Genomic DNA, 25,222 nt, shown 5'->3' with positions numbered 1-25,222 from the left:
CAATGAACAAGGCAAACATCGTAACCATCGCCATACTGGCCGCCGCACTGCTGCCGGCCTGTACCACAACGCAAACCAAACCGGCGGAGCCGACACCGCCGCCGATGTCCTACAACCAGAAGTTGTCGTCCGACAGCCTGTTCGCCTTCGGCAAATCGAGCCTAGACAACCTCAGCGACGAGGGTAGAACCCAACTCGACGCATTGGCAGCCGGACTCGGCAGCCGTCCTTACGAAATGGTGCACGTCATCGGCCACAGCGACCGCATTGGCAATGCCAAGGCCAACGTCGATCTGTCGACCCGGCGCGCGGACGCGGTGCGCGACTATCTTGTGCAGAAAGGCGTACCGGCCGACAAGATCACCGCAGTCGGCCGCGGCAGCGTCGAACCGGTGGTGGAATGCGACGACAAGGACCGCGATGCGCTGATCGCCTGCCTGGCGCCCAATCGCCGCGTCGAGATCCGGATCGTCGCGCCGTAACGGCTGCGCGGCGCCGCCGACACAGAAACCCGGCCTCGCGCCGGGTTTTTGCCGTTACCGGAAAAATCACGGCGTTTTCGCGATAATCCGCCGACAGATGAAACGCTCCGGACGCCAGCAAGAACCGCCGCAAGGCGCGGTCGAAAAACGCGTCCAGCGTCATCGCGGCTCGCGCATCGACGACACCCGAGACTTGGTCGCGGCCGAAATGCCCGTCGCCCTCGCCTACAACGGCGCGCCGTTCGCGGTGATGATGGCCACCCCCGGCGACCTGGAGGATTTCGCGCTCGGCTTCTCGTTGAGCGAAGGCATCGTGCCTTGCGCCGCGCAATTGAAGATCCTGGCCATCGACACGTCGCTGGAAGGTATCTCGATCGACATGTCGATTCCGGAATCGCTCGCCGCCGGACTCGAGGCGCGTCGCCGCAACCTGCAAGGGCGCAGCGGATGCGGCATCTGCGGCACCGCGTCGATCGAAGCCGTGCTGCGTCCGCCGCCGGCGTTGGAAGCCGATCCGGCGATCGCCGCCATTTCTCTAGACCGCGCACTGCGCGAACTGCAGGCCCAGCAACCATTGAATGCGCTGACTGGCGCGACCCATGCCGCCGCCTGGGCGCAAGCGGATGGCCGCATCGCGCTCGTGCGCGAGGACGTCGGCCGCCACAACGCGCTCGACAAGCTGATCGGCGCCCTGTCGCGCGCCGGCATCGAACCCTCGTCCGGATTCGCCGTGGTCACCAGCCGGGCCAGCTACGAGATGGCGATGAAGGCCGCGCAGGCCGGCATTCCGCTGCTCGCCGCGATCTCCGCGCCGACGACGCTCGCGATCGCATTGGCCGATTCCGCCGGCCTGACCCTGGTCGGTTTCGCGCGCGACGACGGCTTCGTCGTCTATTCCCATCCGCAACGCCTGCACGACGGCGCATCGGAAGCCGCGGCATGAGCGGGAAGAAAACCATCCGTCGTTACGACGGCCCCGCCGGCGGCTGGGACGCGTTGCGCAGCGCGACCAAACACCTTTTCGAACAGGACATCCCGGTCCGCGGCGCGCGCACGCTGCTATCGGCCAACCAGCCCGACGGTTTCGACTGCCCGGGTTGCGCCTGGCCGGACCGCGACCACACTTCCACATTCGAATTCTGCGAAAACGGCGCCAAAGCGGTCGCGGCGGAATCCACCAAGCGCCGCGCTACGCCCGAATTGTTCGCGAAATACAGCGTCGCCGAACTGTCGCGCTATAGCGATCATTGGCTGGAGGACCAAGGCCGGCTGACCCATCCCATGTGCTGGGACGCCGCCAGCGACCGCTATTTGCCGCTGTCGTGGGACGAAGCTTTCGCAACCGTCGCCGCGCATCTCAACGGCCTGGGATCTCCGGATCGCGCGATCTTCTACACCTCCGGCCGCACCAGCAACGAAGCCGCCTTCCTGTATCAATTGTTCGTGCGCGAATACGGCACCAACAATTTCCCGGACTGCTCCAACATGTGCCACGAGCCGTCCGGCACGGCGATGACGCCGCAGATCGGCGTCGGCAAGGGCACGGTGTCGCTGCACGACTTCGAACTGGCCGATGCGATCTTCATTTTCGGCCAGAACCCCGGCACCAACCATCCGCGCATGCTCGGCGAGTTGCGCAAGGCGTCCAAGCGCGGCGCGGCGATCGTCTCGTTCAATCCGCTGCGGGAGCGCGGACTGGAGCGCTTCGCCGATCCGCAGGACAAGCTGGAGATGCTCAGCGGCGGCTCGACCCGGATTTCGTCGGACTATTTCCAGCTGCGGATCGGCGGCGACCTGGCCGCGGTCAAAGGCATCGTCAAGCATGTGCTCGAGACCGATGCGCAGGCGCAGCGCAGCGGCGCGGCGCGCGCGATCGACGCGGAGTTCATCGCTGCGCACACCGTGGGTTTCGATGGCTTCGCGGCGGACGTGGCCGCCGAAAGCTGGGAAACGATCGAGGCCGAATCCGGCCTGTCGCGCGGGCAATTGCGCCGCGCCGCCGACATCTACCTCGCTGCGGACGGCGTCATCTGCTGCTGGGGCATGGGCATCACCCAGCACAAGCATTCGGTGGCGACGATCCATATGATCGTCGACCTGCTGCTGCTGCGCGGCAATATCGGCAGGCCGGGCGCCGGCGCCTGCCCGGTGCGCGGCCACAGCAACGTGCAGGGCGACCGCACCATGGGCATCTACGAAAAGCCCGCGCCCGAATTCCTCGACAGGCTACGCGACGTGTTCGGCTTCGAGCCGCCGCGCGAGCACGGGTTCGACACCGTCGGCGCGATCGAAGCCATGCTCGACGGCCGCGGCAAAGTGTTCTTCGCGATGGGCGGCAATTTCGCCACGGCCACGCCGGATACGGCGGCCACGCACCGCGCGCTGCGCAATTGCGACCTGACCGTGCACGTGGCCACCAAGCTCAACCGCAGCCACCTGGTGCACGGCCGCGAAGCGCTGATCCTGCCTTGCCTGGGCCGCACCGAAATCGACATGCAGGAAACCGGGCCGCAGGCGGTGACGGTAGAAGATTCGATGAGCATGGTGCACCTGTCGGCCGGCATCAACGCGCCGGCGTCGACGGAGTTGCTGTCCGAACCTGCGATCGTGGCGCGCTTGGCCGAGGCCACCTTGGGCACGCGCAGCAAGACGCCGTGGCGCTGGCTGATCGCGGACTACGGGCGGATACGCGACAAGATCGCCGAAGTGTTCGACGATTTCCACGATTTCAATCGTCGCGTGGCCGTGCCTGGCGGCTTCCGCCTGAGCAACGCCGCCGGACAGCGGCAGTGGCACACGCAGGCGGGCAAGGCGATGTTCGTCGCGCACGCCGTGCCGACCGACCTGCCGGTGCATCGCGCGCGCGCCGCCGCATCGTCGCCGGTCTTCACGCTCACCACCGTGCGCTCGCACGACCAGTACAACACGACGATCTACGGATGGGACGACCGCTACCGCGGCGTCTTCGGCGAGCGGCGCGTGCTGTTCGCCCACGCCGACGATATCGCCGCGCTGGGCATGAGCGCCGGCGACTGGGTCGACATAGAAAGCCTCGGCGACGACGGCGCGCACCGGCGCGCGAACCGGTTCATGCTGGTCGAGTACTCGATACCCCGCGGCTGCCTGGCCGCGTACTACCCGGAGACGAACGCGCTGGTGCCGCTGTCGAGCTTCGCCGACGGGGCGCGCACGCCCACTTCGAAATCGATTCCGGTGATCGTGCTGCCGCATGCGCAGGACGGACCGACGGATGCGCCGCGTGACATCCCCGTCGCCGTCGTTCGCTGACGCCTTGCTCGCCGAACTCGCGCGCGAGCCGGACGGCGTCTCGCTGCCGCGCCTGTGCAAGCGGCTGGACGTGCGCATGAGCGTGCTGCTGCGCGAACTCGCGTGGCTCGGCGACGACAGCATCGGCGGCGAATCCGGGCCGGGATGGGTGCGGGTCGAGCGCCGTGGCGAGCTGGACATCGCCGTGCTCACCGACCGCGGCCGCAACCACGCACCGTAGGAGCCGCTTTTGTAGGAGCGGCTTCAGCCGCGAGTTTTTTCGCTGACGGCAAAAAATCAAAAGCTCGCGGCTGAAGCCGCTCCTACAAAAAGAAAACAGGGTCAGGCGCGGTGCTTGGCCACCCAGCCCACATACTTGTCGACGAAGCCCTGCAAGAACTTGCGCGTATCGTCCGGCCCGATGCTGCCGTCGTCGTCGAACATCCCCTCCTTGAAGTGGATGAAGACTTCGGGCTGGGCCAGCGTCGGCACATCCACGAAGGCCAACGACCCGCGCAGGTGCTGCTGCGCGATCGCCGTGCTGATCGGGCCGATCGAGGCGCCGATCACCGCGCCGGGTTTACCCGCAAAGGAATTGGTGCCCCAAGGGCGCGAGGCGATATCGATGGCGTTCTTCAGCACGCCGGGCACGGAACGGTTGTATTCGGGGGTGACGAACAACACCGCGTCGGCGGCTTCGATCTGCTGCTTCAGGCGCTTGGCTTCGGCGGGATAATCTGCGTCGAAATCCTGGTTGTACAGCGGCAAGTTGTCGATGCGGACGTAGTCGAACTCGAAATCGGCCGGCATCAGTTTTTCGACAGCCCTGGCAAGCTTCTTGTTGATCGAGTCCTTGCGCAAACTGCCGACGAAGACGGCGACTTTGGTCTTGCTCATGGCGGCACTCCGATGTTGTCCGCGCACAGACTATCGGCCCGGAAGCGTTTTTAGGGCGTCAAGTCCGGAAGGGATCGTCCCATCGATGTCGGCAATGCCCGGGCTCTTCGTGGGAGCGGCTTTAGCCGCGAGCTTTTGATGTGTATTCGGACGGAAGAGCTCGCGGCTAAAGCCGCTCCCACGAAGAGCAGAAGCCGAAGCGGCGGAGCAAGCTCCGCCCTACAGAGCCGGCAAGCGGGTCAGGCCAGCGAATCCGCCGCCGCGATGATCTCTTCGTCCGACGGAATCACCAGGAACGCCGCGCCGGCCAAAGGCGTGAACGTATCCGCGCCGACCACGCGCTTGAACGGGCGCGCGCCGTAGCCGCCTTCCGCGATCGCGGTGATGATGCCCTCGCCCACGCCGGCGCTGTGCCGGCCCTCGTCGACGATGACGATGCGCTTGGCGTGGCGCGCCTGTTCGACGATGAAGGCCTCGTTCAGCGGCACCAGCCAACGCAGGTCGACCACGCGCGTCTTCCAGCCGTGCTTCTTCTCGACCGCACGCGATGCGCGCAGGCTCATCGGCACGCCGTTGCCGAAAGTGAAAATCACCAAATCGTCGCCATCGCCGTAGACCCGGCCCTCGCCGAGCGTCATCGCCTGGTCCGGCGACGGATACTCGGTCAGCCACTGGCCATCGCCCGGTTCGTACAGGTCCTTGGCCATGTACAAGGCGATCGGCTCGAGGAAGGCGCAGACGCGGCCGTCGACCTTGGCCAGCGCGGCGAGCGTGCGCAGCATCGTCGCCGCATCGTCGCCGCGGCTCGGACAGCCGACCACCAGGCCTGGGATATCGCGCAGCGCGGTGATCGAATTGTCGTTGTGGAAATGCCCGCCGAAGCCGCGCTGGTAGCCGAGCGAAGCGATCCGCATCAGCATCGGATTGCGGTACTGGCCGTTGCTGAAGAACTGCAGGCTGGCCGCCTCGCCGCGGATCTGGTCGCAGGCGTTGTGGAAATAGGCCAGGTACTGGATTTCGGGCAGCGGCAGCATGCCCATGTTGGCGTAGCCCTGGGCCAGGCCGAGGATGACGGTTTCGTCGAGCAGCGTGTTGAACACGCGCTTGTTGCCGAACGCCTTGTGCAGTCCCTTGGTGACGGTGTAGACGCCGCCTTTCTGCGCCACGTCCTCGCCGAACAACAGCGCTTCCGGATATTTGCAGAACAGGTCGTGCAAGGCGTTGTTGATCTGGATCGCGAGATGCCTGGGCGCCTGTTTTTCGGGCAGTTTCGCTTCCCCGCCGAACGTCGCGGCGCGCTTGTCGGCATAGTCCGAGCGGACCGCCTCGGCGTGCACCTTGTCCGGTGTGTACGGCGCCAGCGGCGCCATGACGTCTTCCAGCGACGACAACCGCGGCCGCCGGTCGGCGTCTTCCGCGGCGGCGAAGCATTTCTTGCGGGTTTCCTCGTACAGGGTGAGGATTTCGTCCTTCGACATCAGCCCCGATTCCAGCGCAATCGCGGCGCTGCGCAACAACGGATCGGTCGCTTCGACGGCGCAGAGCTCTTCGATGCTGCGCCATTCGATTTCGAAATCGGTGCCGGCATGGCCCATGATCCGGGTCGTGCGCAGATGCAGGAAGGTCGGCCGGCGCGTGCGGCGGCAATGCTCGACCGCCTTCTGCACATCGCCGTAGCCGGAGGCCAGGTCCAGGCCGTCCGCATAGAAATAATCCAGGTCGCGGCGGTCGCGGAAGTTCTGCGCCACCCAGCCGTTGGGCGTCTTCACCGAGATGCCGATGCCGTTGTCCTCGCATACGAACAAGACCGGCGCCGGCAGCTTCTGGTAAGCGGTCCAGGCAGCCGCGTTAAAAGCGGTCTGCGCCGTCGCGTGGTTGGAACTGGCGTCGCCGAACGAGCAGATCGCGATGCTGTCGTCCGGAATCGGCAAGGCGTGGCCGATCCGCTTGCCCTGCTCGATCGCCACGGCGGTGCCGAGCGCTTTGGGCAGGTGCGAGGCGATGGTCGAAGTCTGCGGCAACACCCACAACGGCTTGCTGCCCCACACTTTGTGGCGGCCGCCGGAAGCGGGGTCGTCTTTGCTGGCGGCGAACGACAGCGCCGAATCCATGATCGGATCCATGCCAGGCAGTTTGCGGAAACGCTCGGCCATGAAGCCGCCGCTGCGGTAATGCAGGAAGGCCGGATCGGTATGGCGGGTGAGCCGCGCGACCATCGCATTGCCTTCGTGGCCGCTGGAGCCGATGGTGTAGAAAACCTTGTTCTGCACGCGCAACACGCGGGCCATCAGGTCGAGATGGCGGGAGATCAGCTGGGATTCGAACAACTCGCGGAATCCGCGCGCATCCAGCGCGCTGCCGTCGAGGATGGCTTCGCCCGGCGCCGGCTTCGCATCGGCGCGGCCGCCCCACCCGCGCACGAATTCGCTGAAATTGACGTCGCAGATCTCGGCGCGGTTGACGCCTTTCATGCGGGCGGGGATCGGGTTGGGCATGGCGGTCATGGCGTTTTCTTTTTTCCTGTCATCCCGAACGCAGTGAGGGATCTGTTGGGATTGCGAGCATATCCATCGCTGCGTTCGGGATGACAACGAGGGGCTTTGGGATGACGACAAGGAGGTGCGGGATGAGGCGCATGAGAATCAGATCGCGAGCAGAGCGGCATTCTCGGGAGCAGGATCCGGCATCGCGACGAAGCCTGGCACCGCGCGCACGCGCGCGAGCCAGCCGCTCACGGCGGGATAGCGGCCGAGGTCGAAGCCGCCGTGATGCGCGACGTCGGTATAGGCGAACAGCGCGATGTCGGCGATGCCGTACTCGGAGCCGGTGAACCATGCATTGGCGGCCAGGTGCTTTTCCATCACGGCCAGCGCCTGATGCCCGCGTTCCATGCAGCGCGCCAGTTCGGCGGCGCGCCGCGGCGAGTCGGCCGGCGTCCAGCCGCGGATGAACCGCGCAACGGCGACATAAGGCTCATGGCTGTACTGCTCGAAGAACATCCAGCTCAGCGCTTGCGCCTTTTGCCAAGCATCGGCGGGCAGGTAAGGCGTGCCTTCGGCCAGGTAGCACAGGATCGCGTTGGATTCGGCCAGCACGCGGCCGTCTTCGAGCTCGATGATCGGCACGCGGCCATTGGCGTTCTTGGCCAAGTATTCCGGCGTGCGCGACTCGCCTTTGGAGCTGTCGATCTCCACCCAGCGGTATCGGCGGCCCAGCTGCTCCAGCAGCAGGCGCAGCTTGTGGCAGTTGCCGGAAACCGAATAGCCGTAGACGGAGATCATGCGCCGGCCTTTTCGGATGCGCGACGCGCGAGCCACTGTTCGCGGGTCTGTCCCCAGACGTCGATCGGATGGTCTTCGCTCGGCGGCGGCAGCTTGCCGGGGCCTTTGTTGCGCGATCCGAGGCGCTCGGCCACGCGTTGCGACGCTACGTTGCCGGGATCGATGCAATGGATCACATCGCTCCAGCCCAGGTTCGCGAAGGCCCAATCCATCGCCGCCGCACCGGCCTCGGTGGCGTAGCCCCTGCCGTGCGCATCGGGATGGAACACCCAGCCGACTTCGTTGCCCGGCCAGCCTTCGGGGCGCCAGGGGCCTAGCTGGCCTAACCACAAGCCGCTGTCCTTTTCGACGACCGAAAACATCGCAAACCCCTGCACCTGCCAGGCGCCGGGCATCTGCAGGAACTTGCGCCATGCCGAAGCGCGCGGCAGCGGGCCGCCGAGGAATTTCATCGCGCCTTCGTCGGCATGCAGTTCGGCGTAGCGGTCGAAATCTTCGATCCGCGGCAGGCGCAGGACCAATCGTTCGGTTTCGATGCGGATATCTTCGGTCTTCAAAAAACTGCTCCTAAGCCCCTCTCCCGCCGGGAGAGGGGTTGGGGTGAGGGTTCGGAGAAGCTGCGTAGCTCACGGTCGCCCGCAGTGGCAAGACGACGATTACTTCCGCGATCAGAACCATCATCGCTGCGCCGAACCCTCATCCGGCGCTGCGCGCCACCTTCTCCCGATGGGAGAAGGAAAACCATCAGAACGCGTTGATGCCGGTCAACTCGCGCCCAACCACCAGCTGGTGCACCGTTTCGGTGCCTTCGTAGGTGATCACCGATTCCAGGTTCAAACCGTGGCGGATCGGGCAATGTTCGGTGGTGATGCCGGCGCCGCCGAGCAGGTCGCGCGCTTCGCGGGCGATGTCGATGGCCATGCGGCAGTTGTTCCATTTGGCCAGGCTGACCTGGGTGGGCTGCATCTTGCCGGCGTCCTTCAGGCGGCCGAGCTGCAGCGACAGCAGCTGCGCCGAAGTGATGCGACGCGCCCAATCGGCCATCTTCAGCTGTGCGCTTTGGGTGGCGGCCAGCGGACGATTGAACAGGATGCGCTCCTTGGAATAGTTCAGCGCTTCGTCCAGGCAGGCGATCGCGGCGCCGATCGGGCCCCAGGTGATGCCGTAGCGGGCCTGGGTCAAGCAACCCAACGGCCCCTTCAGGCCTTTGACGTTCGGCAGGCGGTTGGCTTCCGGCACGCGCACGTTGTCGAAGAACAGCGCGCTGGTCACCGACGCGCGCAGGCTCATCTTGTGCTTGATTTCCTGCGCGGTGAAGCCGGCGAAGCCCTTTTCGACCACGAAGCCCTGGATGCCGTCGTCGGTCTGCGCCCAGACGATGGCGATGTCGGCCAGGTTGCCGTTGGTGATCCACATCTTGGAGCCGTTGAGGATCCAGTCGGCGCCGTCCTTCTTGGCGTGGGTCTTCATGTTGGCCGGGTCGGAACCGCCCTGCGGCTCGGTCAGGCCGAAGCAGCCGACGACCTTGCCGGCGGCCATGTCCGGCAACCAGCGCTTGCGCTGCTCTTCGGTGCCGTAGGCATAGATCGGATACATGCACAGCGAGGACTGCACGCTGGCGAAGCTGCGGATGCCGCTGTCGCCGCGCTCCAGTTCCTGGCAGATCAGGCCGTAGCTGACGGCATTGAGGCCCGAGCAGCCGTATTCCTCGGGCAACGTGGCGCCCAGCAGGCCGAGTTCGGCCATCTCGGGAATCAATTCTTTCGGGAAGCGGGCCTGGTCGAAGCAGTCGCCGATGATCGGCAGCACGCGCTCGTCGGTGAAACGGGCCACGGTCTCCTGTACGGCGCGCTCCTCTTCGCTGAGCAAGGAACGGACGTCGTAGAGGTCGTAGGGATGCAGGGCCATGGCAGGTTTCGACGAGCGGAAACCGTCATTGTATCGGGCCGTGCTACAGCGCGGCACCCCGCACGGACGCCGGAAAAGAACGGGCCCGGCATTGCCGGGCCCGTGGAAACGCTTACTTGTGCTGCTTACTGCTGCGGCGCATCGTCGCTGCCGCTCGCAGAAGCCACCTGGGTCACGACCTGGCCGTCGATCACCGGCAGGCGATCGCCCGGCTTCTGGTCCATGCGCACGGTGCGCTCCTGGCCCTGGTAGCGGTAGGTGACGTCGTAACCGGTGGTCACGTCCTCGTCGCCGAGCAGGATGCGCTCGCCCGGCTTGCTGCCGGTGCGCATGGTGCCGGTGGTGCCGTCCGGATTGCGGTAGGTCACGTTGTAGGCGACCACCTTGGTCGACGACGACGTACCAGAGACGGTGTGGCACTGGCGCTGGGTGCGGTTGACGACCTGGCCGCCGACATGGCGGCGGTCGATCTCGCGGCCCGCGAAGCCGCCGCCGACCGCACCGGCCACCGTGGCCAGCTTGCGGCCATTGCCGCCGCCGATCTGGTTGCCGACCAGGCCGCCGATCACCGCGCCGGCCACCGTGCCGCCGACGTTGCCGTCGCGCTCGGGCAGGCGTTCCTGCACCACGACGTCGTTGCAGACTTCGCGCGGGCTGGAGCTGGTGACGGTCTCGCGCACCGGCTCGGTGCCGATCACGGTCGCGTAGAGCTTCTCCTTCTCGGTGATCGGACGGGCGTCGATCACCTGGGCGTATTCGACGCGGCCGCCGGCCGGGATGCCGTTGTCGAGCGCTGCGTCGTCGAGCGGGCCCGGCTGCAACTGGGACTGGCCAGCCACCGAATAATCGGGCTGCTTGTCGCGATTGTTCTGGAACGCCGCTACCGCCACGCCACCGACCAGCAGCGAAGCCAGTGCGATTGCCAAAGTGTTGTTCTTCATTGCTATCTCCCGAGGCGAGGCCCGTGTTGTCCGTGGTGGGGATTGCAGCACGCCGTTGCTGAACCGAAAGGTGAAAATTTCGTGGCAAGCTGTCGGGCAGATGAACTAAATCGCCTGCCGCGCGTCGGACTGGCGTGGTAGCGTGATCGCAATCCCACTCGAGGAATCGGCGATGGCCAATCCCCTGCTCGCGCCGGTACTGCGCTGGTTCGGCCGCCTGCGCTTTCCTTATTTGTTCCTGGCGACCGCGGGCCTGTTCGTAGTCGACGCGCTGGTGCCGGATCTGATCCCGTTCATCGACGAGATCCTGCTCGGCCTGGGCACCCTGCTGCTGGCCAACTTCAAGAACCGCAAACTGGATCCGTCGGCACCCGTCGAAGGCGGATCCGGACGGCGGTAAACCGCGAGCGGCCATACCTAGTGCTGATCGACAGCCACTGCCATCTGGATGCATCGGAGTTCGACGCCGACCGCGCCCAGGTAGTAGCGCGCGCCGCCGCCGCAGGCGTGGCGCGACAGATCGTTCCGGCGATCGCCGCAGCCAGCTGGCCCAAGTTACGGGAAGTGTGCGCCTCGGCGCCCGGCCTACATCCGGCCTACGGTCTGCACCCGATGTACCTGGCCGAACACGAACCTGCCCATCTTGCCGATTTGCGCGACTGGATCGAACGCGAGCGGCCGGTGGCCGTGGGCGAATGCGGGCTGGACTATTTCGTCGAAGGGCTGGACCCCGAGCAGCAGCGACGCTACTTCGAAGGCCAACTCGCGCTGGCCCGCGAATTCGGCCTGCCGGTGATCGTGCATGCACGGCGCGCGGTGGACGCCGTGATCGCTGCGATCCGGCGCATCGGCGACCTGCGCGGCGTGGTGCATAGTTTTTCGGGCAGTCCGGAACAAGCGCGGCAGCTTTGGCAGTTGGATTTCATGATCGGATTGGGCGGACCGGTGACTTACGAACGCGCTAACCGTCTGCGCCGGCTCGTTGCGGACATGCCGCTGGAATATCTATTGCTGGAAACCGATGCGCCCGACCAACCGGATTCGGGCATCCGCGGCCAGCGCAACGAACCTGCGCGATTGGCTGGAATTTGCGAGACGATCGCAGGGCTGCGCGACGCGCGACCCGAAGACATCGCTTCTGCAACAAGCGAAAACGCGATCCGCCTGTTCGGCTTGCCGACCAGCCCGTAGCCCAGGTGGAGCGCAGCGATAGCCGGGATTCGATCCCGCATCCGAGCGAAAAGCCCCGGCTATCGCTGCGCTCCACCCGGGCTACGGGAACGGCTATCCGCCTTTGGGTTTGAGGAGGATTTCGAAGGCCTTGCCCACCGCCGCGAACGCGAACGCACCAGTGATGTGCGTCGCAGCGCCCAACCCCGCCCCGCAATCCAGTTTCAACGCGGCATCGGGGCCCATTTTCGGCCGCAGGCCGGAGACGCTGCCGTCGGCCTGCGGATACTTCACGTTCTCCAGCGAATAGATCGCCGGTATGCCGAAATAGCGCTGCGGGCTTTTCGGAAAATTGAATTCGCCCCTCAGCTTCTTGCGGATCAGCGCCAGCATCGCATCGTGCTCGGTGCGCGAAAGGTCGCGCACCCGCACCAGCGTGGGATCGGTGCGCCCGCCCGCCGAACCGCAGGCGATCACCGGCTGCTTGCGGCGCCGGCACCAGGCGATCATCTCGACCTTGGCGCGGAAACTGTCGCAAGCGTCGAGCACCAGATCGAAACCCTCGCCCAGCAGCGGCTCGAGCGTGGATGGCGTGACGAAAGCCTGCGCGGCCTCGACACCGATCTCCGGATTGATGGCGCGGCAGCGCTCGGCCAATGCCTGAGCCTTGTTGCGCCCGTACTGCCCCTCCAGCGCCGGCAGCTGCCGGTTGGTGTTGGACAGGCACAGGTCGTCGGCGTCGATCAGGGTCAGGTGGCCCACGCCGGAACGCGCCAGCGCCTCCACCGCCCACGAGCCGACGCCGCCGACGCCCACCACCGCTACCTGGCACTGCGCCAGGCGTGCGACGGTGCCGCGCCCGTACAAGCGGTCGACACCGGCGAAACGTTGTTTCCATTCTTCTCTCATGGACGAAGTTTAACGTCGCGCGGCCCGTGTTATGTTCGCCGCAGATTCCAACGGAGCCCGCCATGTCGACCACGCCAGCCCCGAAACCCTCCAATGCCACCCGCTACCTGTTCCTGTTCCTCATCGGCTTGGTGGTCGGTATCGTCGCCACGGTGATGGCGACGCGGGCCATCGATGCCCGCAAGGATCACTTCCACGGCGCCGTGATGCACGTGCAGCAATGGCACTTGGGCCAGCTCAAGGCCAACGTGGAGCAGAACCGCTGCGGCGCGACCGACACCCTGCCCCACCTGCAGGCGTTGCGGACGATGGCCAACGACATCGACCCGGCGTTCCCCGAATTGCGCGAAGACCAGCGTTTCATGCAGCACACCAGCCGGATGCGAGCGGCCCTAGATGCCGCGCTAGCTTCGCCGCCGTTGAATTGCCAGGGCGTCGGCGCGACGGCGGGCAAGATCGGCGAAGCCTGCAAAGCCTGCCATCAGGATTTCCGCAACTGAATTGCCGATAACGAGCCATCGGTGGTTGACGGGCCGTTCATCGTGAAGGTTCTAAGTTCCGTGTCGGCGAGCGGGCATAAGTCCCGCCCGCACACCCAACAGGAGAGCCGCATGAACATCCGTCTCATCAGTCTCGCCGCCGCCGCCTCGCTGGCGCTGGCCGGCTGCGCCACCACCTCCCCCGGTTACGGCGGCGGATACAACAACCCGCCGCCGCCGTCGTACGGCAGCAGCAATAGCGCGTGCTACGACTGCGGCCAGGTGATCGCCATCCAACGCGTCGCCGGCACGGGCGCTCCGCGCGCGACAGGCGCGATCCTGGGCGGCATCGTCGGCGCAGCGGTCGGCCGCGAGATCGCCGACGACCATACCGACAGCAAGGGCCGCAAGAACACGGCTACCGTCGCCGGCGCGGCTGCGGGCGCATTGGCCGGCAACGCCATCCAGAACCGCACCACCAGCGCGGAAAACGACATCACCGTGCGCATGAACGACGGCCGCACCGTGACGATCCGCCAGACCGATATGAATGGCATCCGCCAGGGCGCCTATGTCCGCGTCTACAACAACCACGTCTGGCCGCAATAAGCGCCCGGTTCGGCAACGCGCAGAAACAAAAACCCCGGCATCGCTGCCGGGGTTTTTTTGATGCGATGATCGGCCGGGTTACATCGGTTCCACGGCGTCGGCCTGCAGGCCCTTCTGGCCCTGGACGACGGTGAAGCTGACCTTCTGGCCTTCTTTCAAGCTCTTGAAGCCCTGCGACTGGATCGCACGGAAATGCACGAACACGTCCTCGCCATTCTCGCGGCTGATGAAGCCGAAGCCCTTGGCATCGTTAAACCACTTGACGGTACCTGTTTCACGGTTCGACATCTGTCTTGCTCCTTGAAGCAGTTTGGTAAACGGCGCGAACCACTCGCGACGATGCTGGTTACAAGGAGGAAGCGAGGAACAAGGATGTAGCGGATCGACGAACAGGGATCTACCGCATCAGGCCACGATTCACGGTGACCCTTGAAACTCAGCGAAAGCAACTTACCCCGGCATTTGTGAAAATGCAATCGGCCGCCAGCGGACCCTGAAAACCGACCTGCGTCCCACTTTTCCAGAGGAAATACGATGGATCCGAACACCGTTTATTACGTCGTCGCCGCAGTGCTGGTCGTGGTCGGCGTGGTCGGCACCGTACTGCCGGCGCTGCCGGGCCTGCCGCTGGTGTTCGCCGGCATGCTGCTGGCGGCATGGGCGGGCGATTTCGAGCGGATCGGCATCCCGATGGTGGTGGTGCTGGCAGTGATGACGCTGCTGTCGATGGCAGTCGATTTCTGGGCCACCGCGCACGGCGCCAAACGCGTCGGCGCCAGCCGCAAGGCGCTGGTCGGGGCGGTAGTCGGCACTTTCGCCGGGCTGTTCGTGTTTCCGCCCTTCGGCCTGTTCGTGGGTCCGTTCGCCGGCGCGCTGATCGGCGAATTGCTGCACCGTCGCAACGTAGACCGGCAAAGCCTGGGCCATGCCGCAAAGATCGGTTTCGGCACTTGGCTGGGCATCGTGCTCGGCGTGGTGCTCAAGCTGGGCATCGCCTTCGCGATGATCGGCCTGTTCGCGCTGGCCTGGCTGTGGTGACCGCGTCGACACGTCTTTCAGCGCGAATGCGTACACTGGCCTGGAATCCGGACCTTCGATCGTGATGCCCCTCATCGAACGCAAGGCGCGAACGCGCGTCCATCGCCTGTCGCCGAGCAGCCCTGTCGTGTGGCTGCTGTGCCTGCTGGTCGCCTGCATCAGCGGCGCGGCCTGGTCCCTGCCCGCGGCGCTGATCGCAAAACCGGCCAAGCAGACGCAGACGGCCGCCGCCGACCCCGCGGCCGACCGAGCCGCCCGGGACCGACTCGCCATGCAGTTGCGCGCGGCCGGATTGCAGGCCGTCGTCCCGGAAGTCAGCAACGGCGTGGCCACGCTCGAAGGCATCGTCCGCAACGAACAGCAGCGCAAGGCCGCCGCGGCGATCGCGGCCAAGGTGCCCGACGTCGTCAAGGTCGAGAACCGGGTGGAATTGCATGTCGGCCTGTCCACGCGTCTGCGCGCGGCTTTCGACATGATGGTCGCCAAGCTGATCCGTTTGCTCGCGGCGACGCCGCTGCTGCTGGTGGCGGTGGCGATCGTGATGCTGGCGGCGTGGATCGGCGGGTTTTTCGCCAAGCGCCTGCACTGGCTGCGGATCAAGAGCAGCAACCCCTATATGGATGGCCTGCTCAGGCGCGTGGTGCAAACCATCGCCGTGCTGATCGGCGTTCTGATCGCGCTGGACCTGCTCGGCGCCACGTCGCTGGTCGGCGCCGTGCTCGGTTCGGCGGGCGTGGTCGGGCTGGTGGTCGGCTTCGCCTTCCGCGACATCGCCGAGAACTACGTGTCGGGCGTGCTGCTCAGCATACGCCGGCCGTTTTCGCCGGGCGATCATGTGATGATCGACACGCGCGAAGGCAAAGTGGTGTCGTTGAGTTCGCGCGCCACGGTGCTGATGACCATGGACGGCAACGAATTGATGATCCCCAATGCGATGGTCTTCAAGTCGGTGATGCTGAACTACTCGCGCAATCCCAAGCGCCGGTTCGAGTTCGCCATTACGGTCGATGTGACCGAATCCATCTCCAAGTCGATGGAACTGGCCCTGGCGCAGCTGGTGAAAGTGCCCGGCGTGCTGGACGACCCCGCGCCTTCGTCGGTGGTCAAGGATTTCGCGCCGACCGGCATCGTGCTGCAGTTCTTCGGCTGGGTCGACCAGCGCGAAACCGACTTGGGCAAGAGCCGCGGCGAGGCGATCCGGCTGGTGAAGGCGGCGTTCGCGAACGCGGGCATCGATCCGCCGCAGACCACCTACAACATCGTCAGCCGGCGCGCGAGCGGCGAAGAGGCCGCGCCGTCCAAGGAACGCGAATCCACCCGCGGCGCGCAGGCCGACACGTCGGTGAACCGCGACATCGACACCCAACTCGCCGCAGCGCAGCGCGCCGACGACAAGAACCTGCTGGATCACGGAGAAAACAAGCCATGACGGGAAGGCATCGGCGCTCGCGCCGCGCAATCGGCACGGTCTTCGCGCTCTTCGGCGTCGCGGCCCATGCGCAGAACTACCAGCCAGGCAGCCCCGAAGCCTGCACCGCGATCGCTTCCGATGCCGAGCGCCTGGCCTGCTACGACACGGCCCTGCAGCGGCAGGCGCCTGAGACGCAGCAGGCCGATGCCGCGGCCGCCGCGGCATCGGCCGAATTGAAGGCGAAGCAGGAAGCGCGCAGCAGCGAACCGTTGACGGCGAAGGAACGCGCCCGGCGCGCCGTCGACGGCTTGTTCGGCCGCGACCTGGTCAGCAGCGACGCCGATGCGATCGCCAACGCCGGCAAGGGCTCCCTGCTCGATCGCCGCTGGGAATTGGCCAAGGATTCCAAGCTCGGCCCGTTCCAGCTTCGCGCCTACAAACCGGTCTATCTGTTCCCGGTGTTCTGGACCAGCAACAAGAACGAGATGCCGCAGTCGCCGAACCCGAACAATTCGGTGACCGAGCCCGAACCGCTGGACCCGCTGGAAGCCAAGTTCCAGCTCAGCTTCAAGACCAAGCTGGCCGAGAACCTGTTCGGCGACAACGGCGACCTGTGGGGCGGCTATACGCAGAGCTCGCGTTGGCAGGTCTACAACTCGGAGATCTCGCGGCCTTTCCGCGAGACCGATTACGAGCCCGAAGTGATGCTGGTGTTCCGCAACAACTACAGCATCGGCGGCTGGAAGGGCCGCATGACCGGATTCCAGTTGACCCACCAGTCCAACGGCCGCAGCGACCCGCTGTCGCGCAGCTGGAATCGGGTGATCCTGAATTTCGGCTTCGACCGCGAGAACTGGGCGCTGACCGTGCGTCCCTGGTACCGCATCCCCGAGGACGAAAGCGACGACAACAATCCCGACATCGAGGATTACGTCGGCCGCGCCGACGCCACCCTGGTCTACAACAAAGGCGGCCACGAGCTGGCGCTGATGGCGCGGCATTCGCTGCGCAGCGGCGACCGCTCGCACGGCGCGGTGCAGCTCGACTGGGGTTTCCCGATCAACAACCTGCTTCGCGGGCATGTGCAGGTGTTCGACGGCTACGGCGAGAGCCTGATCGACTACAACCACCGCGCGACCTACATCGGTCTGGGCATTTCCCTGCTCGAGTGGTACTAAGGTTGTTGTGGGAGCGGCTTCAGCCGCGAGCTCTCATCGGGTAACGCCGTTATCGAAAGCTCGCGGCTGAAGCCGCTCCCACAAAAATCCAACGAGCGGCCGCAGATCAGGCGCCGCTGCGCCAACGCCGGTGTTCCACCATCAGGCACTGGTCCTGCACCACGTCGATGCCTGCCTGCAGCAGGCGCTCGGCGAAAGCGTCGTGGCGGATGCCGGTCTGCAGCCACACCGCGCGCGGCCTGGCTTCGATCAGGTCGTCCAGGTGCGGCTCGAGATCCTCGGGCTTGCGGAACACATCGACCAGATCGACGCGCCCGGGTATCGCCGACACGCTGCGATGCACCGGCTTGCCGAAGACTTCGGCCAGATCCGGGTAATACACCGGCACCGGCACGATGTCGTAGCCGACTCGGTGCAGATACGCCGGAATCATCTGCGCAGGCGCAGGCGCGCGGTCTTCCGGCTTGATCCCGAGCACGGCGATGCGCCGCGTCTGCGACAGCAGCCGGTCGATGTCGCGATGGTGCTGCAGCAACGTTCCGCGCATCAGGCCGGCTCCTTGGCGGAATGCTCCACCACGACGGGAATCTTGCCGATCCGCGCCTGCCATTCGCGCGGCCCGGTCTTGTGCACCGACTCGCCGGCGGAATCCACGGCGACCGTCACCGGCATGTCCTGCACGGTGAATTCGTAGATCGCTTCCATGCCCAGGTCTTCGAACGCGACCACGCGCGCGGCCTTGATCGCTTTGGACACCAGGTACGCAGCGCCGCCCACGGCCATCAGATACACCGACCGGTGCTTGCGGATCGCTTCTATCGCCGACGGTCCGCGCTCGGCCTTGCCGACCATCCCGAGCAGGCCGGTCTGGCTGAGCACTTGTTCTGTGAACTTGTCCATGCGCGTGGCAGTGGTCGGGCCGGCGGGGCCGACGGCTTCGTCGCGCACCGGATCGACCGGGCCGACGTAATAGATGAAACGCCCGGCAAAATCGACCGGCAGCGGCTCGCCCTTGTCGAGCATGTCGACCATGCGCTTGTGCGCGGCGTCGCGGCCGGTGAGCAATTTGCCGTTGAGCAGCAGCACCTCGCCCGGTTTCCAGGACGCGACTTCTTCGCGCGTCACCGTATCCAGATCCACGCGGCGGCCTTTCGAAGCGTCGTAGGTCAGCTTGGGCCAGTCTTCCAGCGAGGGCGGATCCAGCATCACCGGCCCGCTGCCGTCGAGCACGAAATGCGCGTGGCGCGTGGCCGCGCAGTTCGGGATCATCGCCACCGGCAGATTGGCCGCGTGCGTCGGGTAGTCCTTGATCTTGATGTCCAGCACCGTAGTCAGGCCGCCCAGGCCCTGCGCGCCGATGCCCAACGCGTTGACCTTGTCGTAGATCTCCAGACGCAGCTCTTCCAGCCGGTTGGCCGGCCCGCGCGCCTGCAGGTCGACGATGTCGATCGGCTCCATCAGCGCTTCCTTCGCCAACAGCATCGCTTTCTCGGCGGTACCGCCGATGCCGATGCCGAGCATGCCCGGCGGGCACCAGCCGGCGCCCATCGTCGGCACCGTCTTCAATACCCATTCGACGATCGAATCGGACGGATTGAGCATCGCGAACTTGGATTTGGCCTCCGAGCCGCCGCCCTTTGCGGCGACGATCACATCGACCGTATTGCCCGGCGCCACCGACACGTTGACCACCGCCGGCGTGTTGTCGCCGGTATTGCGGCGGCGGCCGGCCGGATCGGCCAGCACGCTGGCGCGCAGCTTGTTGTCCGGATGGTTGTAGGCGCGGCGCACGCCTTCGTTGACCATGTCTTCAACGCCCATCGTGGCATCGTCCCAGCGCACGTCCATGCCGATCTTCAGGAACACGGTGACGATGCCGGTGTCCTGGCAGATCGGCCGGTGGCCTTCGGCGCACATCCGCGAATTGATCAGGATCTGGGCGATGGCATCCTTGGCCGCGGCGGATTCTTCGCGCTCGTAGGCCGCGGCCAGGTTCCGGATATAGTCGACCGGATGGTAATAGCTGATGTATTGCAGCGCGTCGGCGACGCTTTCGATGAGGTCGTCTTGGCGGATGAACGCCGGGCGAATCGCGGTACGGGAAGTCATGGTCACGGCTGGCGGAAAGGGTCGCTGGCGAGTCAGTCGCCCATTTTAGCGCGCCGCGCGGTGCCGGCCCGCCGGCCCGCCCGTTAAACCTTCGGCCGTCCTCCGGCATCTGAATGAGTATGCTGATGGCCACGATGACCGAGCTGATGCCCGCCACAGGCCCGGCCGCGCCTGCCGAGGAGACCGACGAAGCCCTGGTGCGCGCGTCCAGCGCCGGCGACATGGCCGCCTTCGAAGCGCTGTACCGGCGGCACCTGGGCCGGGTGCATGGCGTGATCCTGCGCCTGGTCGGCGGCCAGCACGGACGCGCCGAGGACCTGACCCAGGAAGCTTTCGTGAGGGCATGGCAGGCATTGCCTTCCTACCGTTTCGAAAGCGCGTTCGGCACCTGGCTGTACCGTCTGGCGGCCAACACGGCGCTGATGGAATTGCGCTCCAGGCGCAGCCAGCCGCTGATGGACGCCGACGACGGCTACGATGGGATCGGCAGCGTCGATTCGGCAGGCCACACCACGGCGCTGTCGACCGATTTGGAGCGCGTCGTCGCCACCCTGCCCCCGCGGGCGCGCGCGGTGCTGGTGCTGCACGATGTGGAAGGATGGAAACACGAGGAAATCGCCGCCCAGTTGGACATGGCGGTAGGCAGTTCGAAAGCCCAGTTGCACCGCGCGCGCATGCTGTTGCGCACGCGGCTCGGAGGTGAAGCATGAACCACAACGACAACGACAAGATGCAGGCCCAGGACCACGGCGACGACATGCCCGACGCCCTGCGCTGGCAGCTGCGCGGCCTGCGCCGCGACGCCATGCCGCAGCGCGACCTGTGGGCCGACATCGCCGGGCGCATTTCCGCACAAGCGCCGGCGGCGCCTTCCCTGCCGTCGAACGTCGCCGTCCTGGACCGGCGTCCGCGTGCGCTGGGTTGGCTGGCGATGGCGGCCTCTGTCGCGATCGCGCTCGGCATCGGCTGGCAAATGCGTCCGGCCGCGCTGCAAGCGCCGCCGCAGGCCGCGCCTTTCGCTCAGACCGCCTCGGACCACCCCAACAATCCCACCGCAGCCCTGATCTCGCGCGAAGCCGCTGCGATGACATGGGAGTACAAAGCCGCCCTGCGCGAAATCGACGCCCAGAACACGACGGTCGCCGACGCCGGCGCCCTGAAGCAACTGGACCGCAGCGCCGCGCTGGTGCGCAGCGCGCTGGCCCAGGATCCCGAGGCCCGCTTCCTGCTCGAACGGCTGCAGAAGTTGTACGCGCAGCGGCTCGCCCTGACCCAACGGCTTGCGCTGAGTTGATTCCCTTTTCCGAAACGATTTTCAGCTGAACCCGATTCCCGGAGAAACACCATGAAACTGCAAATGCTCACCCTGGCCTTGCTGGCCGGACTTTCCGCCCCGGCCTGGGCGGCGAAACCGATCGACCAGACCCACCCGCTCAATGCGCGCGGCACGGTCAGCGTCGAGAACGTCAAGGGCCGCATCGAAGTGCGCGTCTGGGACAAGCCCGAAGTGCACATCGGCGGCAGCCTGGGCGACGGCGTGGAGCGTTTCGAAGTGGACGGCGACCGCGACCGGCTCGACATCGAAGTGAAATACCCCAACAACAGCCGCAACTCCGAGCCCACCACGCTGATCCTCAAGGTGCCGACCTTGGCCAGCCTGAACATCGACGGCGTCGCGGTGGACATCGACGTGGTCGGCACGGCCGGGGCCGAATTGAGCATCGACAGCGTCAGCGGCAACGTCGCGGTCGCCGGCGCGCCGGGCGAGGCCGATATCGAAAGCGTCAGCGGCGATGTGCGCGTCACGCTCAACAGCGCCAACGTCAGCGTGCAGTCGGTCAGCGGCAACATAGACTTGCGCGGCCGCTTGAACGGCGACATCGAGACCGAGACGGTGTCCGGCGACCTGCAGGTCGACACGCGCGGCGAGCGCGTCCGCAACGTCAGCGCCAGCAGCGTGTCGGGCGACATCACGATCCGCAGCGGCCTGGCCGACGGCGGCAGGATCGGCACCGAATCGGTCAGCGGCGACATCACCCTGATCATGCCCAAGTCGCTGTCCGCGCGTGTCAGCGGCGAAAGCTTCAGCGGCGACCTGAGCGCGCCGGGCGCCAGCGTCAACCGCGCCAAATACGGCCCGGGCTCGGACTTCGAGCAGCGCTACGGCAGCGGCAACGGCGATATCCGGATCGAGACTTTCTCCGGCACCGGCAAGCTCGAATTGAACTGAGCAGACGCGCTTTGCGCGATGACCCAAGCCGCTCTCCGCCAAGAGAGCGGCTTTCGCTTTTTGTAGGAGCGGCTTCAGCCGCGAGCTTTTTCTTGGATCGCGGCGACCCGCAAGAGCTCGCGGCTGAAGCCGCTCCCACAAAAGCCCCATCGAACCCGATCACGTGAACGATCCCGGCCTCGGGCACAATCTCCCGATGCCGACCGCTGCCGCTCCACCCGCCGCAGAACCCAGGCCGCCGAAACGCGCCGGCAACCCCAGCCTGCGCGAGCGCTTCAACGCGATGCGCAACCTGCCGCCTTTCCTGCGGCAGATCTGGGCGACCAGTCCCGCGTTGACCATCACCAGTCTCGGCCTGCGTCTGATCCGCGCGTTGATGCCGGTGGTGACGCTGTACATCGGCAAACTGATCATCGACGAGGTAGTGCGGCTGGTCGGCGCCGGCGTCAGCTTCGACAGCCTGACCAGCGCCTGGCAAGGCGGCCAGCTCAATCATCTACTGCTGCTGCTGGCGCTGGAATTCGGCCTGGCGATCGCGTCGGACCTGCTCGGCCGCATCGTCAATTACGCCGACTCGCTGCTGTCGGAACTGTTCACCAACGCCACCAGCGTGCGATTGATGGAGCACGCGGCCACGCTCGACCTAGAGGATTTCGAAGATCCCGACCTGCAGGACAAGCTCGACCGCGCCCGCCGCCAGACCATGGGCCGGATGAGTTTGATGAGCCAGCTGTTCGGCCAAGTGCAGGACGCGATCACCGTGGTCAGCTTCGCCGCCGGCCTGCTGGTCTACGCGCCGTGGCTGATCCTGCTGCTGGCGGTCGCATTGATCCCCGCATTCGTCGGCGAAGCGCATTTCAACGCGATGAACTACTCGCTGAATTTCCAGTGGACGCCCGAGCGGCGGCAACTGGAATACCTGCGGCAGATGGGCGCCAGCGTCGAGACGGCCAAGGAAGTGAAGATCTTCAATCTTCATACCTTCCTGATCGAACGCTACCGCTTCCTCGCCGAAAAATTCTTCAAGGCCAGCCGCGCCTTGGCCAAACGCCGCGCGTTCTGGGGCACGCTGCTGGCCGCGCTCGGCACGCTGGGCTATTACGTCGCTTACGGCTATATCGCTTGGCGCACGGTGAAGGGCGATTTCTCGATCGGCGACCTGACTTTCCTGGCGGGCAGCTTCCGGCGCCTGCGGCAATTGCTGGAAAGCCTGCTGATCGGCTTTTCGCAGGTCGCGGGACAAGCGCTGTACCTGGACGACTTGTTCTCGTTCTTCGAGATCGAGCCGGAAATCGCCTCGCCGCCGAACCCGGTGCCGGTGCCGCGGCCGATCATGCAGGGTTTCGCGTTCGAGAACGTCGGCTTCCGTTATCCCGATGCCGAACGCTGGGCTTTGCGCGGCCTTAATTTCGATTTGCGCGCCGGCGAAGTGCTGGCGCTGGTCGGCGAGAACGGCGCCGGCAAGACTACGCTTGTGAAACTGCTGGCGCGGCTGTACGACCCGGACGAGGGCCGCATCCTGCTCGACGGGCGCGACTTGCGCGATTACAGCCTCGAAGACCTGCGCGCCAACATCGGCGTTATCTTCCAGGATTTCGTGCGTTATCACCTGACCGCCGGCGAGAACATCGGCGTCGGCCAAGTCGATGCGATGGACGACGAAGCCCGGATCCGCGAAGCCGCGCGCCGGGCGATGGCCGAAGAAGTCGTCGCCGGCCTGCCCCACGGCTACGACCAGCTGATCGGCCGCCGCTTCAAGACCGGCGTGGATTTGTCCGGCGGCCAATGGCAGAAAATCGCGATCGCCCGCGCCTACATGCGCGATGCCCAGGTGATGATCCTCGATGAACCGACCGCGGCGCTGGATGCGCGCAGCGAATTCGAAGTGTTCCAGCGCTTCAAGGAACTCAGCGACGACCGCACTGCGGTGCTGATCTCGCACCGTTTCTCCAGCGTGCGCATGGCCGACCGCATCCTGGTGCTGGCCGAGGGGCGGCTGGAGGCGTCGGGCACGCACGAGCAGCTTCTCGCGCAGGGCGGGCGGTATGCGGAATTGTTCGAGTTGCAGGCATCGGGTTATCGCTGAGTCTCGGCTTCGCTTTTAGCCGTCATTCCCGCGAAGGCGGGACAAGCGCGTAGCGCGCAGGACGTCCGAAGGACGGCCCCGAAGGGGTGAGCGAAGCGAATAATCCAGTGACTTGGCTTTAGCCCTCTCCCGCTTGCGGGAGAGGGTTGGGTGAGGGCGCGCGGGACAGCAGGTCGCATCGTCGCTTTTTGGAGAAGCCAAAGTCACTGGATTCCCGCCTTCGCGGGAATGACGGCTAAAAGGCCCGGAACAACAAGCAGACGTGAAAACTCCCGGCAAGCTGTTCTGACCCCAAGCTTCGGGTTACCGTTGGACACAGGAGGCCCCATGCCCACCCCGACCCGCGTCCCCAGACTGGCCCTGCTGATCGACGCAGACAACGCCAACGCAGACCGCCTGCCGCAACTGCTGGCGGAGATCGCCAAGTACGGCAATGCCAGCGTCCGCCGCGCCTACGGCAACTGGACCTCCGGGCATCTGAGCGGCTGGAAGGCGGGACTGCTCAGCCATTCCATCCAGCCGATCCAGCAGTTCAACTACACCACCGGCAAGAACGCCACCGACAGCGCGCTGATCATCGACGCGATGGACCTGCTGTACGGCGGGCACCTGGACGGGTTCTGCATCGCCTCCAGCGACAGCGATTTCACCCGGCTGGCCGCCCGGATACGCGAACAGGGCTTGACGGTGTACGGCTTCGGCGAGCGCAAGACGCCGCAAGCCTTCGTCGCTGCCTGCGACAAGTTCGTCTACACCGAAAACCTCGGCGACGACCAGGCCAAGGCCGCGTCGCCCACTCCAGTCAAGCTGAAACGCGACAAGGTACTGGACAAGCTGCTGCGCGAAGCGGTGGAAGCCGCCTCCGACGACGCGGGTTGGGCGCATCTGGGCGCGGTCGGCAGCAATCTCATCCGTCTGGCCTCCGATTTCGACGCGCGCACTTACGGGTTCGCCAAATTGAAAGACCTCGTTGCAGCACATCCCAGCTACGAAGTCGAAGTGCGCCCAGGTAGCGACGGTAAACCCAACGCGGTTTTCGTGCGCAGTGTTTGACGTCCAAACAGATACCCTTTCTTTCCCGTTCGGTTTTTTGCCCTCGGCCGTCATTCCCGCGAAGGCGGGAATCCAGTGACTTTAAGGCCTCTCCAGATCGTGACGAGACGATCTGTAATCCCGCGCGCCCTCACCCAACCCTCTCCCGCAAGCGGGAGAGGGCTAAAGCTCAAA

26 protein-coding genes are annotated in these 25,222 nt (G+C 65.7%); 16 read left to right on the top strand and 10 right to left on the bottom strand.

The window, feature by feature from the left end:
* The first annotated feature begins 2 nt into the window (after window positions 1-2).
* The 4 genes from M2650_RS02350 to M2650_RS02335 all read left to right on the top strand — a co-directional run bounded on the left by M2650_RS02350 (window position 3) and on the right by M2650_RS02335 (window position 3,990).
* On the top strand, window positions 3-482 hold the full coding sequence (locus M2650_RS02350; protein ID WP_249470646.1) for an OmpA family protein: 480 nt from the start codon (window positions 3-5) through the stop codon (window positions 480-482).
* Window positions 483-579: 97 nt separating this feature from the next.
* Window positions 580-1,425, top strand: a complete 846-nt coding sequence (fdhD, locus tag M2650_RS02345) for a formate dehydrogenase accessory sulfurtransferase FdhD (protein ID WP_249470644.1) — start codon at window positions 580-582, stop codon at window positions 1,423-1,425.
* Entirely contained in the window at window positions 1,422-3,770 is a 2,349-nt protein-coding gene (locus tag M2650_RS02340; RefSeq protein ID WP_249470643.1) for an FdhF/YdeP family oxidoreductase, read from the top strand. Before fdhD ends, M2650_RS02340 begins: the two co-directional genes overlap by 4 nt.
* Window positions 3,733-3,990 carry a hypothetical protein gene (locus M2650_RS02335; protein WP_425602495.1) on the top strand — a complete coding sequence of 86 codons (258 nt, stop codon included), beginning with the start codon at window positions 3,733-3,735 and terminating at the stop codon, window positions 3,988-3,990. The genes M2650_RS02340 and M2650_RS02335 overlap by 38 nt, the downstream gene beginning before the upstream one ends.
* Before the next feature lie 101 nt (window positions 3,991-4,091).
* Here the strand turns inward: M2650_RS02335 and M2650_RS02330 are convergent, their stop codons facing one another.
* The 6 genes from M2650_RS02330 to M2650_RS02305 all read right to left on the bottom strand — a co-directional run bounded on the left by M2650_RS02330 (window position 4,092) and on the right by M2650_RS02305 (window position 10,776).
* On the bottom strand, window positions 4,092-4,646 hold the full coding sequence (locus tag M2650_RS02330) for an NADPH-dependent FMN reductase (RefSeq protein ID WP_249470639.1): 555 nt from the start codon (window positions 4,644-4,646) through the stop codon (window positions 4,092-4,094).
* Between the two features lie 239 nt (window positions 4,647-4,885).
* The gene (locus tag M2650_RS02325) at window positions 4,886-7,150 is read right to left on the bottom strand and encodes a thiamine pyrophosphate-dependent enzyme (protein WP_249470637.1); all 2,265 of its coding nucleotides are present in this window, start codon (window positions 7,148-7,150) and stop codon (window positions 4,886-4,888) included.
* A 138-nt stretch (window positions 7,151-7,288) separates the two neighbouring features.
* On the bottom strand, window positions 7,289-7,927 hold the full coding sequence (locus M2650_RS02320) for a glutathione S-transferase family protein (RefSeq protein ID WP_249470635.1): 639 nt from the start codon (window positions 7,925-7,927) through the stop codon (window positions 7,289-7,291).
* Window positions 7,924-8,484, bottom strand: a complete 561-nt coding sequence (locus M2650_RS02315; protein WP_249470633.1) for a GNAT family N-acetyltransferase — start codon at window positions 8,482-8,484, stop codon at window positions 7,924-7,926. Before M2650_RS02315 ends, M2650_RS02320 begins: the two co-directional genes overlap by 4 nt.
* Window positions 8,485-8,671: 187 nt before the next feature.
* A complete protein-coding gene (locus M2650_RS02310) occupies window positions 8,672-9,835 on the bottom strand; it encodes an acyl-CoA dehydrogenase family protein (RefSeq protein WP_249470632.1) in 1,164 nt (387 codons plus the stop codon).
* Window positions 9,836-9,960: 125 nt separating this feature from the next.
* A complete protein-coding gene (locus tag M2650_RS02305) occupies window positions 9,961-10,776 on the bottom strand; it encodes a glycine zipper 2TM domain-containing protein (RefSeq protein ID WP_249470630.1) in 816 nt (271 codons plus the stop codon).
* A 172-nt stretch (window positions 10,777-10,948) separates the two neighbouring features.
* On the opposite strand from M2650_RS02305, the gene M2650_RS02300 reads away from it, so the two are divergent.
* Both M2650_RS02300 and M2650_RS02295 read left to right on the top strand, forming a co-directional pair.
* A complete protein-coding gene (locus tag M2650_RS02300) occupies window positions 10,949-11,176 on the top strand; it encodes a DUF6116 family protein (RefSeq protein WP_249470629.1) in 228 nt (75 codons plus the stop codon).
* A gap of 23 nt (window positions 11,177-11,199) precedes the next feature.
* Window positions 11,200-11,967, top strand: a complete 768-nt coding sequence (locus M2650_RS02295; RefSeq protein WP_249474153.1) for a TatD family hydrolase — start codon at window positions 11,200-11,202, stop codon at window positions 11,965-11,967.
* 93 nt (window positions 11,968-12,060) lie between these two features.
* Here the strand turns inward: M2650_RS02295 and M2650_RS02290 are convergent, their stop codons facing one another.
* Window positions 12,061-12,855, bottom strand: a complete 795-nt coding sequence (locus M2650_RS02290) for a tRNA threonylcarbamoyladenosine dehydratase (protein ID WP_249470628.1) — start codon at window positions 12,853-12,855, stop codon at window positions 12,061-12,063.
* 62 nt (window positions 12,856-12,917) lie between these two features.
* Between M2650_RS02290 and M2650_RS02285 the strand changes: the two genes are divergently transcribed.
* On the top strand, window positions 12,918-13,355 hold the full coding sequence (locus tag M2650_RS02285) for a cytochrome c (RefSeq protein ID WP_249470626.1): 438 nt from the start codon (window positions 12,918-12,920) through the stop codon (window positions 13,353-13,355).
* A 111-nt stretch (window positions 13,356-13,466) separates the two neighbouring features.
* Window positions 13,467-13,943, top strand: coding sequence for a glycine zipper 2TM domain-containing protein (locus M2650_RS02280; protein ID WP_249470623.1), 477 nt, complete (start codon window positions 13,467-13,469; stop codon window positions 13,941-13,943).
* A 78-nt stretch (window positions 13,944-14,021) separates the two neighbouring features.
* On the opposite strand, the gene M2650_RS02275 is transcribed toward M2650_RS02280, so the two are convergent.
* Window positions 14,022-14,231 (bottom strand): cold-shock protein, encoded by a 210-nt coding sequence (locus tag M2650_RS02275; RefSeq protein WP_137265652.1) that lies wholly within the window; start codon window positions 14,229-14,231, stop codon window positions 14,022-14,024.
* 246 nt (window positions 14,232-14,477) lie between these two features.
* Between M2650_RS02275 and M2650_RS02270 the strand changes: the two genes are divergently transcribed.
* From M2650_RS02270 to M2650_RS02260, 3 genes are all read left to right on the top strand, one after another.
* Window positions 14,478-14,981: a DUF456 domain-containing protein gene (locus M2650_RS02270; RefSeq protein WP_249470622.1), complete on the top strand. Its 504-nt coding sequence runs from the start codon at window positions 14,478-14,480 to the stop codon at window positions 14,979-14,981.
* A gap of 64 nt (window positions 14,982-15,045) precedes the next feature.
* The gene (locus tag M2650_RS02265) at window positions 15,046-16,410 is read left to right on the top strand and encodes a mechanosensitive ion channel domain-containing protein (RefSeq protein ID WP_249474150.1); all 1,365 of its coding nucleotides are present in this window, start codon (window positions 15,046-15,048) and stop codon (window positions 16,408-16,410) included.
* Window positions 16,407-17,570, top strand: coding sequence for a phospholipase A (locus tag M2650_RS02260; protein WP_249470621.1), 1,164 nt, complete (start codon window positions 16,407-16,409; stop codon window positions 17,568-17,570). Before M2650_RS02265 ends, M2650_RS02260 begins: the two co-directional genes overlap by 4 nt.
* 106 nt (window positions 17,571-17,676) lie before the next feature.
* Here the strand turns inward: M2650_RS02260 and M2650_RS02255 are convergent, their stop codons facing one another.
* Window positions 17,677-18,117: a CoA-binding protein gene (locus tag M2650_RS02255; protein WP_249470619.1), complete on the bottom strand. Its 441-nt coding sequence runs from the start codon at window positions 18,115-18,117 to the stop codon at window positions 17,677-17,679.
* Window positions 18,117-19,679 (bottom strand): fumarate hydratase, encoded by a 1,563-nt coding sequence (locus M2650_RS02250; protein ID WP_249470617.1) that lies wholly within the window; start codon window positions 19,677-19,679, stop codon window positions 18,117-18,119. The genes M2650_RS02255 and M2650_RS02250 overlap by 1 nt, the downstream gene beginning before the upstream one ends.
* Window positions 19,680-19,813: 134 nt before the next feature.
* Between M2650_RS02250 and M2650_RS02245 the strand changes: the two genes are divergently transcribed.
* The 5 genes from M2650_RS02245 (at window position 19,814) to M2650_RS02225 (ending at window position 25,048) form a co-directional block, all read left to right on the top strand.
* Window positions 19,814-20,389, top strand: coding sequence for an RNA polymerase sigma factor (locus M2650_RS02245; RefSeq protein ID WP_425602525.1), 576 nt, complete (start codon window positions 19,814-19,816; stop codon window positions 20,387-20,389).
* The gene (locus M2650_RS02240) at window positions 20,386-20,973 is read left to right on the top strand and encodes a hypothetical protein (RefSeq protein ID WP_249470615.1); all 588 of its coding nucleotides are present in this window, start codon (window positions 20,386-20,388) and stop codon (window positions 20,971-20,973) included. The genes M2650_RS02245 and M2650_RS02240 overlap by 4 nt, the downstream gene beginning before the upstream one ends.
* A gap of 51 nt (window positions 20,974-21,024) precedes the next feature.
* Window positions 21,025-21,909: a DUF4097 family beta strand repeat-containing protein gene (locus M2650_RS02235; RefSeq protein ID WP_249470613.1), complete on the top strand. Its 885-nt coding sequence runs from the start codon at window positions 21,025-21,027 to the stop codon at window positions 21,907-21,909.
* Between the two features lie 196 nt (window positions 21,910-22,105).
* Window positions 22,106-23,995, top strand: coding sequence for an ABC transporter ATP-binding protein (locus tag M2650_RS02230; protein ID WP_249470611.1), 1,890 nt, complete (start codon window positions 22,106-22,108; stop codon window positions 23,993-23,995).
* 327 nt (window positions 23,996-24,322) lie between these two features.
* A complete protein-coding gene (locus tag M2650_RS02225) occupies window positions 24,323-25,048 on the top strand; it encodes an NYN domain-containing protein (RefSeq protein ID WP_249470609.1) in 726 nt (241 codons plus the stop codon).
* Window positions 25,049-25,222: the final 174 nt, after the last annotated feature.

Origin of the sequence: Luteimonas galliterrae (assembly GCF_023374055.1) — a bacterium.
GTDB classification, from domain to species: Bacteria; Pseudomonadota; Gammaproteobacteria; order Xanthomonadales; family Xanthomonadaceae; genus Luteimonas_C; species Luteimonas_C galliterrae.
Note: the sequence above shows the minus strand (reverse complement) of the source record. Positions and strands in the feature narration are given on the sequence as shown.